We start from the raw sequence: 13,842 nt of genomic DNA, 5'->3' as shown, positions 1-13,842 counted from the left end.
AGGATTCAGCCACTGACCCCAACGGCCGGACATGGACTTCACGCATGCGTTTACGTCATATCGAAGTGATTCAGGCGCTTTTGCAGACCGGTCACGTGGGCACCGCCGCCGAATGGCTGCAACTAGCGGCACCCGAGGTCGAGGAGCGTTTGCGCGAAGCCGAGAGTCAGCTCGGTTTCATGCTGTTCGCCAGCGTACGCGGACGACTTCAGCCGACCCCGGAGGCCCGGGCGCTGCAAGTCGAGATCGGCCACATCTATGAAGCGCTGGAACCGGTGCAACGGCTGGCCAGCAGCCTCAAGCAATATCTCGCCCCACCCTTGCGGATCATCGGCACCCCGCCGCTGGCCCAGCAACTGCTGCCGCAAAGCCTCGCCGCCCTGCGTCGGCGCCTGCCCGACGTGCCCTGCACCCTGCTCAGCGAACCGACCCGCGACATCGTCCGACATCTGCTGCTGCGCGACAGCGATCTGGGCCTGAGCCTGCACGATCCACAACACCCCGATATCCATTGCCAGCCGCTGGCCCAGGGCAAGTTGCAATTGCTTGCGCCCCACGGCTGGCTGCAACCGAAGCAGAAATACATTTCCCTGCAGGATCTGGCCGGTCAGGCGATGGTCGGCCTCGAGGGCCAGGACCCGCTGAGCCCGGCCCTGGAAAACAAGCTCCAGGCCCTGCGCCCGGCGCCGACCATCCAGACCCGGGTGCAGACCCACCAGATGATGCGCAGCATGGTCGAGGCCGGCGAAGGCCTGGCGATCGTCGACCCGTTCACCGCCATTGGTGCGCGGGCGGGCGGTCTCGATGTCTGCCCGTTGTCGCCGGCGGTGCCGATCAGCCTCTATGCCCTGACCTTCAAACACGCCACGCCGTCAGCGGCGATTCAGACGCTGCTCGGGATCGTCACGGAACAAGCCGAGGCGATGCTGGCGAACTGATCGGATGCTCCAGCGGGTTATCGAACAATCGATACCAGAACAACGCCACTTCGGCGGTGTTCGGATCGATGCCGCGATAACGCAAGTGGTCGATGCCGCCGATCACATACCCGCAACGCTCATATAGGCGGCAGGCGCCAAGGTTGTTGTTCTGGGTTTCCAGCATGATTCCCGGCAGCTTTTTCTTGCGGCTCCAGAACTGCGCCACGTCGAGCAGGGCCTTGGCCACCCCATGGCGCCGCGCCGGGGCGTGCACCGCCAGTTCATCGATATGAGCGAAGCCGTTCCAGTTGGTACTGATCACCAGGTGCCCGACCGGCTCATCCTCCAGGTACGCCATGAAAATCGCGCTGTCGGCAGCATCGCGAAAACTGCTGAACTCCTCCGGATCGATGCCGTAGCACTTGCGATACGGCACGATGGGCGTCACGGCCCATTGCGCCACGGATTTGCCGATTTCGGCCGTGCCGTAGGCGGCCACCTCGAAGCTGAAATCGCTGCCCCAGATATATTCGGCAAACCCCTCGTCGGCGACCCGCACCGACAACCCTGGGTATTTCGGATTCATGACCGGTTGCATACTCGGAAAAGCCCTCATTCCTTGACGCAATCGACGGTGTATTGCCGTCCATTGCCCTCATCTTCGTGTTGCAGCCCGTGCACATCGACCACAAACCCCGGAAAAGTTGCGTCGAAGGTGCGGGCAAACCTGAGGTATTCGATGATCGAGCGCGTGGATTCGGTAAAACGTTCGCCAGGCATGATCAGCGGAATGCCCGGCGGGTACGGCACCAGCATCACCGCCGCCACCCGGCCTTCCAGTTCATCGATCGGCACCGCCTCGACTTCACCACGCACCAATTGATCGTAAGCGTGGGCCGGTTTCATGGCGATTTCCGGCAGCACGGTGTACATGCGCTTGAGGTGTTTGGCGGTGGCGTTACTGCGATAGCAGGCGTGGAGTTGATCGCACAGATCGCGCAGGCCCATGCCGCGATAACGCACAGGATCTTCCTGGGCGACACACTTCAGGCAGGTGTCGAGACTGACGTTGGCGTCGTAGCTGCGCTTGAACTCCAGCAGTTCGGTCAGCAGCGTGCTCCACTTGCCCTTGGTGATACCCATGGAGAACAGCACCAGAAATGAGTACAGGCCGGTTTTCTCCACCACCAGTCCGCGCTCCCAAAGGAAACGGCTGACCACTGCCGCCGGAATGCCCTTGTCGCTCAAAGCGCCGCCAGCGGTCAGGCCCGGCATGACCAGGGTGACCTTGATCGGGTCGAGCAGCACGTAGTCGTCGCTGACCTCGCCGAACCCGTGCCAATCCGCATCGGGTTGCAGCAGCCAGTCCTCGGTCTGCACCCGGTCGATGCCCTCGACACCCGGTGGCTGCCAGATCGAGAACCACCAGTCGTCGGCGGCGATGTGCTGGCGCAGATTGGCCAGCGCCCGGCGAAAGCTCAGGGCTTCGTCAAAGGTTTCCTGCAGCAGCGAACGCCCCGCCGGACCTTCCATCATCGCCGACGCCACGTCCAGCGAAGCAATGATGCTGTACTGCGGCGACGTCGAGATGTGCATCATGAATGCTTCGTTGAACCGGTCGCGATCCAGCTTCCGCGCCCCGCCGTCCTGCACATGAATCATCGAAGCCTGACTGAACGCCGCCAGCAGTTTATGGGTGGAATGGGTGGTGAACACCAGCGGACTGTCCTCGCTGCGCGAGGTGGCCATGCCGTAACGACCGGCGAAAAATTCGTGAAACGCGGCGTAGGCGTACCAGGCCTCGTCGAAATGCAGGACTTCGACACTGTTGCCCAGGCTCTGCTTGATCAGCTCGGCGTTGTAGCAGAGGCCGTCGTAGGTGGAGTTGGTGATCACCGCCAGTTTGACTTTCGGTTCGCGGCCCTTGGTCAACGGGCTGGCATCGATCTTGGCCTGGATTGATTCGCGACTGAATTCACTGAGCGGAATCGGGCCGATGATGCCCAGCTCGTTGCGCTCCGGGCACAGGTACAGCGGAATCGCGCCAGTCATGATGATCGCATGCAACACCGACTTGTGGCAGTTGCGATCCACCAGCACCAGATCATCGCGCCCGACCATCGAGTGCCAGACGATCTTATTGGCGGTCGAGGTGCCGTTGATCACGAAAAAGGTGTGATCGGCGCCGAAATTGCGCGCGGCTCGCGCTTCCGCCTCGGCCAGCGGCCCGGTGTGGTCGAGTAACGAGCCCAGCTCCGGCACCGAGACCGACAGATCCGAGCGCAGGGTGTTTTCCCCGAAGAACTGGTGAAACGCCTGCCCCACCGGACTCTTGTGATAAGCCACCCCGCCGCCATGGCCCGGGGTATGCCAGGAATAATTGGAATCGGCGGTGTGCTGCACCAGCGCCTTGAAGAATGGCGGCAGCAGGCCGTCCAGGTACTTGCGTGCCGCCCGCGCCACTTGCCGGGCGAGAAACGGCACCGTGTCTTCGAACAGGTAGAGAATGCCGCGCAACTGATTGAGCTCGGCCATGGCATCGGCCGGGGCGTTTTCCAGGGTGACTTGCTCGCCGAGGGCAAAAATCGGCAGATCCGGCGCCCGCACCCGGGCCAGACCGATCAGTTCGGCCATGTTCTGCAACAGGTGGGAGTTGGTGCTGGCGTCTTCGGCGGCGATCAGCATGCACGCCAGACCATGGTGGGTCGACGCCACCAGCCGGCCCTCGGTGTAGTCCGTGGCCGAAACGATACTGAAACCTTCCAGCTCCAGCTCTCGGGCGATGCCGCGAATGCGTTCACCGGCAACCGTGTCGGCCTTGATATCGCGGTGGACGATCAACACCGGGAACTTCAAATCTTTGTACATGAGGCTCAGTGTCCTGAGGCGGCGGAGAGTGATCTGCCAATGTCCTCAGGGTAGAGGGTCGGAGCGGATGTGGCGAGGGTGGCCAGTTGTCAGTACTGCCAAAAACAAAGGATCGCCTGAACACGGCCTGGATGTTCGGGCGATCCTTTTTTGCCTTACGCCTGAGCTTCGGCTTCCAGCAGTTGAGTCCACAACGCCGGGGCACCGGCCGATTTGGCGATGATTTCCAGGCGCACCTGGTGTTCGGCCAGCTCGGCTTCGGTAGCGCGAATGATCCGCCCCGGTTTGCGATCTGCCGGCAGACGGCGGATTTCGGTGGCCGAGTTGTCCGCGCCCTCGCCCGTGCCATTGCCGTCGGAGGCGTTGCCGGCCAGCGACAGGCTGGTCTGGCCACCGGTCATGGTCAGGTAGACGTCGGCGAGAATCTCCGAGTCGAGCAATGCGCCGTGCAGCTCACGGCCGGAGTTGTCGACGCCGTAGCGTTTGCACAAGGCATCGAGGCTGTTGCGCTGACCCGGGTGACGTTCCCGGGCCATCATCAGGGTGTCGAGGATCGTGCAGTGCTGCGTGATGTCCGCGCGATCCTGCTGGCCCATCAGGGCGAATTCATTGTTGATGAAGCCAACGTCGAACGCCGCGTTATGGATGATCAGCTGCGCGCCGTTGATGAATTCGAAAAATTCGTCGGCCACTTCGGCGAAGCGCGGCTTGCCGACCAGGAATTCGTTGGTGATGCCGTGAACGGCGATCGCGCCTTCATCACTCTCGCGATCCGGTTGCAGGTAAACGTGAAAGTGCCGGCCCGTCAGACGTCGACCGATCAGCTCGACACAACCGATTTCGATAATCCGGTGGCCGTCGGTCACCGGCATGCCAGTGGTTTCGGTATCGAGTACAACGGATCTGGTGGCCATCAGTGTTCAGCTCTCAACGGGGTCAATCGTGCAAAAGCGGCGATGTTAACACGCTCGCGGTACGCGTCGCGCGCCGTCAGGTGACCGGCGCTCATGCAGTTTTTAACAATCATTAGCAATGTTCATAAAGTCGGCGGCAAACCGGCTTGTTAGCGTGCGCGGCTTGTTTCCTGCGGATTGAGAGCGTCATGAAGACTGCATACGTTTTAATGCTCGGCGGCTGCCTGCTGGCGGCCGAAGCGCACGCCACCAGTTTCGTCATCAGCACCGACATCACCATGAGCCTTACGCTCAGCTCCAGCAAAGGCACCAGCGGTTCGTTCAAGGACGACAAGATCGTGTTGGCGGCCAAGGATGACGCCGCGGCGTTCGTTGCCAGCGACGGGGACATTCGCGGCGCACAGATGGAAGCGGCGCTGACGCGAATTCGCAGCCTGCTGCCAGGTCAGCCCTATACCGACCTGCAACTGGCCACGGCCATTTTGATGCTTTGATCAATCCTGCTTGTAACCGCGAACCTCATCCACCCCACGGTTGGCCAACTGGTCAGCCCGTTCGTTGCCGTGGTGGCCGATGTGGCCGCGGACCCATTTCCAGGTGACCTTGTGGCGGTTGACCTGCTCATCCAGCTCCTTCCACAGGTCAGCGTTTTTGACTGGCTCCTTGGCAGCGGTTTTCCAGCCGCGTTTCTTCCAGTTGGCCATCCACTCGTTGATGCCTTTCATCACATATTGCGAGTCGGTGACCAGCAGCACTTCGCACGGACGCTTGAGGGCTTCGAGGCCGCGAATCGCGCCGAGCAACTCCATGCGGTTGTTGGTGGTGTTGGCTTCGCCGCCCCACAGTTCCTTTTCAACACCCTTGCACACCAGCAAGGCGCCCCAGCCGCCGGGGCCGGGGTTGCCTTTACAGGCGCCGTCAGTGAACAGTTCTACGCTATCGACGCTTTCGCTCATGCCAGTCTATCCAGAAAAAATGCGTGGCCTCGCCGATCACGGATCGACGATGGCCAAGGCCGGGATATACCCGGCCATAAATAAAAGAAGGTTTACGGTTCGATGCGCCGGCGGTTGACCTTGGCCATCGGCAGCGGAATCAGCTTGCCCATCGGCTCGCGGCGTTCCTGACGCACCGGACGCAGGCCGACCACGATCTTGCGCGCGACCAGTAAATAGAAGCCGCCGCCCGACAGTTGCCAATCGCCGGCCTTGCGTTCCCAGCCGGCCAGACGGGCCTGCCACTTGGGTGACGCGAGCGGCGGACGATAGCACCCGAAGCGGCGTTTCTCCAGCGCGAAGCCCAGCAGGTTAAGCCAGTCCGCCACCCGCGACGGCGAGATACAGCGCGCCTGATGCAAGGCGTCATGGGCGAACACGTGGCGCAGCCCCCAGGTGCTCCAGGGGTTGATGCCGACAATCAACAGATGCCCGCCGGGGCGCACGCTGCTGGCCGCTTCGCGCAGAAGACCGTGGGGCGACAGACAGAAATCCAGGCCGTGCTGCAACACCACCACATCGGCGGCGTGCTCGCTCAACGGCCAGGCCTGTTCTTCGCAGACGATCTCCACGCCCGGCAAGGGCGCGCCCAGCCGCACGTTGCGCTGCACCTGCGGCGCCGACGGCGGCGTTTCGGCGGACGGGCCGTAATGCACCAGATAGCCACCGAAGAACCGGCCCAGCTCGTCTTCGAGCATGCGCCGTTCTTCGTCCAGCAGAAATTGCCCGAGGGGGCCGGACAGCCATTCACGGGCTGCACCGATCAGCGCGAGCCAGTCAGGATCGGCCTGAGCGAACGCTTTATCGATCATTGCATTCTCCAACACGCCAGGAACCTCTAAGATGCGCCAATGTTACCCGCTTGGCGAATTCGACGATGATACAGATCAGTGCCCTGCCCGCCTTCACCGACAACTACATCTGGTTGTTACAGGATCATGCCACCCAACGTTGCGCGGTGGTCGATCCGGGGGATGCCGCCCCCGTGCAGGCGTGGCTCGACGCGCATCCGGGCTGGGTGCTCGGCGACATCCTCATCACTCACCATCACCACGACCATGTCGGCGGCGTCGAGACGCTGAAAAAGGCCACCGGTGCCACGGTCTACGGACCGGCCAGCGAAAGCATTCCGGGGCGCGACGTGGCCCTCAAGGACAACGACACGGTGCGCGTGCTCGGCTGGGACTTCGACGTCCATGCCGTGCCCGGCCACACCCTGGGACACATCGCCTACTACCATCATGGCCTGCTGTTCTGTGGCGACACCCTGTTCGCTGCCGGCTGCGGCCGGTTGTTCGAAGGCACGCCGCAACAGATGCACCAGTCGTTGAGCCGTCTGGCGGCGCTGCCGGAAGACACCCTGGTCTACTGCACCCACGAGTACACCCTGAGCAACCTGAAATTCGCCGCCGCCGTGGAGCCGGGCAACCGGGACATCGCCGCCCGTCTGGAGAAAGTCAGCCAGCAACGTGCGAATGGCGTGATGACGCTGCCCTCGACCCTTGCGCTGGAAAAGCTCACAAACCCGTTTTTGCGCACCGGTGAAATATTGGTTACACAAAAAGTGGACGAACGGAACGGCCCTCAAAACCGGGCGCCGAGTGAGGTTTTTGCGGCTCTGCGGGCATGGAAAGATACGTTCTAAGTGGCTCCCTGCCTGGTACAAAAATTCTGAATGGTTGACCGCAGGGGGTGCGCTTTCTAGAATCGCCCGACATTTTTGCCCGGAACTTACTTCCAGCCAATGTCGTCATCCATACGTAAGTCCGTCAATTCAGATGCATTGACCCGCCTGGCGCAGGCCATCGCGGTGGCTGTGTCCGCCACACTGGCGGGCTGTTCCAGCCATGCTCCGCAGACTGAAGCGACACATACGCCGAACATTGCTGCGCGAGCCAAGCAGAAGCCCATCTGGTTGTCGGAAAAGCCCAGCCCGCAGGTGCCTCAGGACATCTGGGAACGCATGCGCGGCGGCTTCCAGCTGCAGGAAGGTCTGGGCGTGAACCCGCGCATCGAGCAACAGCGCCTGTGGTTCGCCAGTAACCCTTCCTTCCTCGAGAACGCCGGCGAACGCGGCAGCCTCTACATTCATTACATCGTCGAGCGCCTCGAAGAACGCAACATGCCGCTGGAACTGGCGCTGCTGCCGGTCATCGAAAGCGCCTACAACCCGATGGCCTATTCCCGGGCCGACGCGGTGGGCCTCTGGCAGTTCATCCCGTCCACCGGGCGCTACTTCAACCTGCGTCAGACCCGTTTCTACGATGGCCGTCGCGACATTACTGCCTCGACCACGGCAGCGATGGACTACCTGACCCGCCTGCACGACATGTTCAACGGTGACTGGTTGCTGGCACTGGCCGCGTACAACGCCGGCGAAGGCACGGTCAGCCGCGCCATCGAGCGCAACGAAAAGCTCGGCCTGCCGACCGACTACTGGAACCTGCCGCTGCCAGCGGAAACCCAAGCCTACGTGCCGAAACTGCTGGCGCTCTCGCAAGTGGTCCTGACGCCTGAAGCCTATGGCGTGAACCTCAACCCGATCGCCAACGAACCGTATTTCCAGGTCGTCGAAATCAACCAGCGCATGGACCTGTCCAAGGTCGCGGCGGTGGCCAACATCGACGAAGACGAGCTGTTCCAGCTCAACCCCGCCTTCAAGCAGCGCACCACCATCGACGGCCCGCAGCACCTGCTGGTGCCGACCTCGAAGGCGCAGCTGCTGACCGCCAGCCTCCAGACCATGCGCCCTGACGAACTGATCAGCCCGCGTTCGCTGAAACCGGTGTTCGAAGGCGCCGATCCGAGCGAGATCGCCCAGGCCAAGCGTGCTTATCGGGTCAAGCGTGGCGACAACCTCGGTTCCATCGCCAAGGCCAACAAGGTCGAGGTCAAGGACCTGCAACGCTGGAACAAGCTCACCGGCAAGAACCTCAAGGTCGGCCAGACCCTGGTCATGCAGGACACCAGCAAGCGCACGCCGGCGCGCAGCAGTGGCGGGCGCATCAACACGGTCATCGCAGCCAACAGCAAGACCAGCAGCAAGACCAGAGAAAAGGACGACGGTAAACAGACCCAGTACAAGGTTAAACGCGGCGACACGCTGTACGTGGTCGCCAAGCGTTTCAACGTCGAGATGCAGCACCTCAAGCGCTGGAACCCGGGCGCCGGCAAGGCGCTCAAGCCTGGGCAGATGCTCACGGTCTACCAGCCGCACTGACCAAGAGCCCCTGAATTTCAGGGGCTTTTTTTCGCCTGTCATTTTCTGATATTTCCGTAGATCGGCGCAGACAGCTCCCACAATTAACCGCGCATTAAGCCCCTGTCTTTTTCCTGTCCATACAAGCTGTTACTGTACGGCCCACAAAGCCCAAGCCGCCTGGATCGGATCTGACTTGAAGCGTCCCCTCCTCCTGCTCCTGATCAGCCTGGCCTTGAGCTCCCCCGTCAGCGCGACGATCACCGAAAGCCACGGTTATGCGCAGTTCGGCACGCTCAAGTACCCGGCCAGATTTACCCACTTCGACTGGGTCAACCCGCAAGCGCCCAAGGGCGGTACGTTGCGGGTGATGGCGTTTGGCACCTTCGATACGCTCAACCCCTACACGTTCAAGGGCACCAGCCCGGTCACCACGGCGAATTTCCTGCAATACGGCATCAACGAGTTGAACGAGCCGCTGATGGTCGGCACCGGGCAATACGCGCCGTCCGGTGACGAACCGGCGTCCAGTTACGGTTTGATCGCCCAGTCGGTGGAGTACAGCGAAGATCGCAGCTGGGTGGTGTTCAACCTGCGCCCGCAAGCGCGCTTCCACGACGGCACGCCGATCACCGCTTACGATGTGGCGTTCTCCTACCGTTTGCTGCTCAAGGAGGGTCATCCGCTGTACCGCACCGCCCTTCAGGAAGTGCTGCGCGTCGACATCCTCAACCCGCAGCGCATCCGGTTTGTGCTCAAGCGCAGCGGCAATCCGTTGCTGATCCTGCGTCTGGGCGAATTGCCGGTGCTGCCCCAGCATTACTGGAAGGGCCGCGACTTCAAGGCCACCACCTTCGAGCCCCCACTGGGCAGCGGGCCATACCGCATCACCTCGGTCACGCCGGGGCGGCAGTTGATATTCGAGCGAGTCAAGGACTACTGGGGCAAGGACCTGCCAGTCAATCGCGGCAAATACAACTTCGATCGCATGGAAGTCGAGTTCTACCGCGACAGCGATGTGGCCTTCGAAGCGTTCAAGGCCGGCGAGTTCGACATCTATATCGAGCATCAGGCGAAGAACTGGGCCAATGGCTACAACTTCCCGGCCGTGCGCCGTGGCGACGTGATCAAGGCGCAGATCCCGCACCAGATCCCGACCCAGAGCCAGGGTCTGTTCATGAACACCCGGCGCGCGACCTTCGCTGACGTCAAGACCCGCGAAGCCCTCGGCCTGATGTTCGACTTCGAGTGGACCAACCGCGCCTTGTTCAGCGACGCCTACAAGCGCACCACCAGCTACTACCCCAACAGCGAGTTCAGCGCCGTCGGCCTGCCGGTCGGCCATGAATGGCTGATGCTCAAGCCGTACAAGGATCAACTGCCGGCGCGTCTGTTCACCGAACCGTTCACGCTGCCGCAGACCGACGGGCGCGGCATCCCCCGGGAAACCCTGCGTAAAGCCCTGGCGTTGCTGGCCGAGGCCGGCTGGAAGCTCAACGGCCAGCGCCTGCAGAACGCCGCCGGCCAGCCGCTGCGCTTCGAGCTAATGCTGGTCAATCCCAGCCTGGAGCGTCTCTATCAGCCGTACATCGAGAACCTCAACAGCATCGGCATCGAGGCGCGCCTGCGCACCGTCGATCGCGCGCAGTACAAACAGCGCCTCGATCAATTTGATTTCGACATGATCTCGATGACGCTAGGCCAGACCTTAAGCCCGGGCCTGGAACAATGGCAGTACTTCCACTCCAGCCAGGTAAACGTCAAGGGCAGCAAGAATTACGCGGGCATCGCCAATCCGGTGGTCGATCATCTGCTTGAACACTTGCTCGCCGCGCAAACCCGCGACGAACAAGTCGCCGCCGGCAAGGCGCTGGACCGCGTGCTGCTCTGGCAGCACTACAGCATTCCCAACTGGTACCTCAATTATCACCGTCTGGCGTACCGCAACCGGTTCGCCTTCGTCACCACGCCGCCCTACACCCTGGGCCTGAGCGCGTGGTGGCTGAAATCTTCGGAGAAAGATCGATGAAGCCTATCCGCGCCCTGCTTGTGCAGGCCAGCGGTCTGCTGTTCGCCGGGCTGGCCTGTGCCGCCCCGCAACACGCCGTGACCCTGTACAACGAGCCGCCGAAATACCCCGCCGACTTCAAACACTTCGATTACGTGAACCCCGACGCGCCTAAGGGCGGGATCTTCCGCCAGGCCGGCTTCGGCGGCTTCGACAGCCTCAATCCGTTCATCAGCAAAGGCGTGCCGGCGGACGATATCGGCCTGATCTACGACACCCTGGCCAAACAGGGCCTGGACGAGCCGTTCACCGAATACGGCCTGATCGCCAGCAAGATCGAAAAGGCTCCGGACAACAGCTGGGTGCGCTTCTACCTGCGTCCCGAAGCGAAGTTTCACGACGGCCACCCGGTACGCGCCGACGACGTGGTGTTCAGTTTCCAGACCCTGACCAAGGAAGGCGCGCCGATGTATCGCGGTTACTACGCCGACGTTGAGGAGGTAATCGCCGAAGATCCGCTCAAGGTGCTGTTCAAGTTCAAGCACACCAACAACCGCGAACTGCCGCTGATCCTCGGCCAGTTGCCGGTGCTGCCCAAACATTGGTGGGCCGAGCGTGATTTCAACAAGGGCAACCTGGAAATCCCTCTCGGCAGCGGCCCGTACAAGGTCACCCAAGTGAAGGCCGGGCGTTCGGTGCGTTACGAGCGGGTCAAGGACTACTGGGGCAAGGACCTGCCGGTCAATCGCGGTTTCTACAACTTCGACGTGATGACCACCGACTACTACCGCGACAACACCGTTGCGCTGGAAGCGTTGAAGGCCGGGCAGTTCGACTATTGGCTGGAAATGGCCGCGAAAAACTGGGCCAACGCCTACAACGTGCCAGCAGTGACCGAAGGGCGACTGATCAAGGAGCAGATTGCCAACGGCAACCCGACCGGCATGCAGGGCTTCGTCTTCAATCTGCGCCGTCCGGTGTTTCAGGACGTGCGGGTACGCCAGGCCCTCGGCCTGCTGTTCGACTTCGAATGGACCAACAAGCAACTGTTCAACGGCGCTTATGCGCGCACCCGCAGCTACTTTGAAAACTCGGAAATGGCCGCCACCGGCCTGCCGGATGCAGAACAGGTGGCAATCCTCGATCCGTTCCGCAGCCAGCTGCCGGCGCAGGTGTTCAGCGAAGCCTTCGAAAATCCGAAAACCGACGCCAGCGGCATGATCCGCACGCAACAGCGCGAGGCGTATCAGCTGCTGCAAGAGGCCGGCTGGAAAATCGTCGACGACAAAATGGTCGACGCCACTGGCAAACCGGTAGCCATCGAATTCCTGCTGGCGCAAACCGAATTCGAGCGTGTGTTGTTGCCGTTCAAGCGCAACCTCAGCGATCTGGGCATCGATCTGGTGATTCGCCGCGTCGACGTCTCGCAATACGTCAATCGCGTGCGTTCGCGGGATTTCGACATGATCGTCGGCAGCTTCCCGCAGTCGAACTCGCCGGGTAACGAACAGCGTGAGTTCTGGATGAGCGCCGCCGCCGACAAGTCCAGCAGCCGCAATTCAATGGGCCTCAAGGACCCGGTGGTCGACCATCTGGTGGAAAACCTGATCAACGCCGATTCGCGCAAAAGCCTGGTGGCCCACGCCCGCGCTCTGGACCGTGTGCTGCAATGGGGCTACTACGTGATCCCCAACTGGCACATCAAGACCTGGCGCGTGGCGTACTGGAACCACATCGGCCACCCGAAAGTCTCCCCCAAGTACGACATCGGCATTAACACCTGGTGGGTCAAACCCGATGCGAAACCTGCGGTAGAAGTCGAAACCCAACTGCAAGCCGACCCTGTGGGCACGGAGTAATCAGATGCTGGCTTACATTTTTCGGCGACTGCTGCTGATCATCCCGACCCTGTTCGGCATTTTGCTGATCAACTTCGTGATCATCCAGGCCGCGCCCGGCGGGCCGGTGGAGCAGATGATCGCCAAGCTCGAAGGTTTCGAAGGCGCCACCAGCCGCATCGCCGGCGGCGGTGCCGAAGTGTCGGTGGCCGGCTCCTCCTATCGCGGAGCGCAGGGCCTGGACCCGGCGCTGATCAAGGAAATCGAGAAGATGTACGGGTTCGACAAGTCGGCCCCGGAGCGTCTTTGGATCATGGTCAAGAACTACGCGAAGCTGGATTTCGGCGACAGTTTCTTCCGCGACGCCAAGGTCATCGACCTGATCAAGGAAAAGATGCCGGTGTCGATCTCCCTCGGGCTGTGGAGCACGCTGATCATGTACCTGGTGTCGATCCCGCTGGGGATCGCCAAGGCCACGCGGCACGGCAGCCATTTCGACGTCTGGACCAGTTCGGCGATCATCGTCGGCTATGCGATTCCGGCGTTCCTGTTTGCGATTTTGCTGATCGTGGTGTTTGCCGGCGGCAGCTATCTGGACTGGTTTCCGCTCAGGGGCCTGACCTCGAACAACTTCGACGAGCTGAGCCTGGGCGGCAAGATCCTCGATTATTTCTGGCACCTGGCGCTGCCGGTGACGGCGCTGGTGATCGGCAACTTCGCGACCATGACCCTGCTGACCAAAAACAGCTTCCTCGACGAAATCAACAAGCAGTACGTGGTCACCGCCAAGGCCAAGGGCCTGACCCGCCACCGCGTGCTCTACGGCCATGTGTTTCGCAACGCGATGCTGCTGGTGATCGCCGGTTTCCCGTCGGCGTTTATCGGCATCTTCTTCACAGGTTCCCTGCTGGTGGAAGTGATTTTCTCCCTCGACGGCCTCGGCCTGATGAGTTTCGAAGCGGCGATCAACCGCGATTACCCGGTGGTGTTCGGCACCCTGTTCATCTTCACCCTGCTGGGGCTGGTGGTGAAACTGATCGGCGACCTCACCTACACCCTGGTCGATCCGCGCATCGACTTTGCCAGCCGGGAGCATTGAG

The 13,842-nt window shown here is 61.7% G+C and carries 12 protein-coding genes; 7 read left to right on the top strand and 5 right to left on the bottom strand.

Features of this window, described 5'->3' with window-relative positions:
• The first annotated feature begins 44 nt into the window (after positions 1 to 44).
• Positions 45 to 938, top strand: a complete 894-nt coding sequence (locus tag ACTJK9_RS17010) for a LysR family transcriptional regulator (RefSeq protein WP_085613074.1) — start codon at positions 45 to 47, stop codon at positions 936 to 938.
• Here the strand turns inward: ACTJK9_RS17010 and ACTJK9_RS17005 are convergent.
• The 3 genes from ACTJK9_RS17005 to dnaQ form a co-directional block, all read right to left on the bottom strand.
• A complete protein-coding gene (locus ACTJK9_RS17005) occupies positions 904 to 1,518 on the bottom strand; it encodes a GNAT family N-acetyltransferase (RefSeq protein WP_440814990.1) in 615 nt (204 codons plus the stop codon). The genes ACTJK9_RS17010 and ACTJK9_RS17005 overlap by 35 nt on opposite strands.
• Before the next feature lie 14 nt (positions 1,519 to 1,532).
• A complete protein-coding gene (locus ACTJK9_RS17000) occupies positions 1,533 to 3,788 on the bottom strand; it encodes an Orn/Lys/Arg decarboxylase N-terminal domain-containing protein (RefSeq protein WP_085613072.1) in 2,256 nt (751 codons plus the stop codon).
• Positions 3,789 to 3,943: 155 nt separating this feature from the next.
• Positions 3,944 to 4,702 (bottom strand): DNA polymerase III subunit epsilon, encoded by a 759-nt coding sequence (gene dnaQ / locus ACTJK9_RS16995; RefSeq protein ID WP_039770804.1) that lies wholly within the window; start codon positions 4,700 to 4,702, stop codon positions 3,944 to 3,946.
• Positions 4,703 to 4,890: 188 nt separating this feature from the next.
• Here dnaQ and ACTJK9_RS16990 point away from each other — a divergent pair, with 188 nt between their 5' ends.
• Entirely contained in the window at positions 4,891 to 5,196 is a 306-nt protein-coding gene (locus ACTJK9_RS16990) for a DUF2388 domain-containing protein (RefSeq protein WP_064595508.1), read from the top strand.
• On the opposite strand, the gene rnhA is transcribed toward ACTJK9_RS16990, so the two are convergent.
• Positions 5,197 to 5,658 (bottom strand): ribonuclease HI, encoded by a 462-nt coding sequence (gene rnhA, locus ACTJK9_RS16985; RefSeq protein WP_039770807.1) that lies wholly within the window; start codon positions 5,656 to 5,658, stop codon positions 5,197 to 5,199.
• A 92-nt stretch (positions 5,659 to 5,750) separates the two neighbouring features.
• On the bottom strand, positions 5,751 to 6,509 hold the full coding sequence (locus ACTJK9_RS16980) for a methyltransferase domain-containing protein (protein WP_011333614.1): 759 nt from the start codon (positions 6,507 to 6,509) through the stop codon (positions 5,751 to 5,753).
• 65 nt (positions 6,510 to 6,574) lie between these two features.
• Here ACTJK9_RS16980 and gloB point away from each other — a divergent pair, with 65 nt between their 5' ends.
• From gloB to ACTJK9_RS16955, 5 genes are all read left to right on the top strand, one after another.
• Entirely contained in the window at positions 6,575 to 7,342 is a 768-nt protein-coding gene (gloB, locus tag ACTJK9_RS16975) for a hydroxyacylglutathione hydrolase (protein ID WP_039770970.1), read from the top strand.
• Between the two features lie 99 nt (positions 7,343 to 7,441).
• Complete coding sequence (locus ACTJK9_RS16970) at positions 7,442 to 8,917, top strand: transglycosylase SLT domain-containing protein (protein WP_064595503.1); 1,476 nt, start codon at positions 7,442 to 7,444, stop codon at positions 8,915 to 8,917.
• 175 nt (positions 8,918 to 9,092) lie between these two features.
• Positions 9,093 to 10,925 (top strand): extracellular solute-binding protein, encoded by a 1,833-nt coding sequence (locus ACTJK9_RS16965; protein WP_210709497.1) that lies wholly within the window; start codon positions 9,093 to 9,095, stop codon positions 10,923 to 10,925.
• Entirely contained in the window at positions 10,922 to 12,763 is a 1,842-nt protein-coding gene (locus tag ACTJK9_RS16960; protein WP_085613069.1) for an extracellular solute-binding protein, read from the top strand. The genes ACTJK9_RS16965 and ACTJK9_RS16960 overlap by 4 nt, the downstream gene beginning before the upstream one ends.
• Positions 12,764 to 12,767: 4 nt before the next feature.
• Entirely contained in the window at positions 12,768 to 13,841 is a 1,074-nt protein-coding gene (locus tag ACTJK9_RS16955) for a microcin C ABC transporter permease YejB (protein WP_064595496.1), read from the top strand.
• The last annotated feature ends 1 nt before the right edge of the window (position 13,842 follow it).

The sequence above is a fragment of the Pseudomonas sp. 22082 genome, assembly GCF_052046055.1.
Taxonomy (GTDB): domain Bacteria; phylum Pseudomonadota; class Gammaproteobacteria; order Pseudomonadales; family Pseudomonadaceae; genus Aquipseudomonas; species Aquipseudomonas pharyngis.
This window is presented reverse-complemented; position numbering and strand designations above follow the sequence as displayed.

Bases quoted from the DNA above. Each gene is read 5' to 3' on its own strand.
- ACTJK9_RS17010 (WP_085613074.1), top strand. From the start codon at position 45: ATGCGTTTACGTCATATCGAAGTGATTCAGGCGCTTTTGCAGACCGGT.
- ACTJK9_RS17005 (WP_440814990.1), bottom strand. From the start codon at position 1,518: ATGCAACCGGTCATGAATCCGAAATACCCAGGGTTGTCGGTGCGGGTC.
- ACTJK9_RS17000 (WP_085613072.1), bottom strand. From the start codon at position 3,788: ATGTACAAAGATTTGAAGTTCCCGGTGTTGATCGTCCACCGCGATATC.
- dnaQ (WP_039770804.1), bottom strand. From the start codon at position 4,702: ATGGCCACCAGATCCGTTGTACTCGATACCGAAACCACTGGCATGCCG.
- ACTJK9_RS16990 (WP_064595508.1), top strand. From the start codon at position 4,891: ATGAAGACTGCATACGTTTTAATGCTCGGCGGCTGCCTGCTGGCGGCC.
- rnhA (WP_039770807.1), bottom strand. From the start codon at position 5,658: ATGAGCGAAAGCGTCGATAGCGTAGAACTGTTCACTGACGGCGCCTGT.
- ACTJK9_RS16980 (WP_011333614.1), bottom strand. From the start codon at position 6,509: ATGATCGATAAAGCGTTCGCTCAGGCCGATCCTGACTGGCTCGCGCTG.
- gloB (WP_039770970.1), top strand. From the start codon at position 6,575: ATGATACAGATCAGTGCCCTGCCCGCCTTCACCGACAACTACATCTGG.
- ACTJK9_RS16970 (WP_064595503.1), top strand. From the start codon at position 7,442: ATGTCGTCATCCATACGTAAGTCCGTCAATTCAGATGCATTGACCCGC.
- ACTJK9_RS16960 (WP_085613069.1), top strand. From the start codon at position 10,922: ATGAAGCCTATCCGCGCCCTGCTTGTGCAGGCCAGCGGTCTGCTGTTC.
- ACTJK9_RS16955 (WP_064595496.1), top strand. From the start codon at position 12,768: ATGCTGGCTTACATTTTTCGGCGACTGCTGCTGATCATCCCGACCCTG.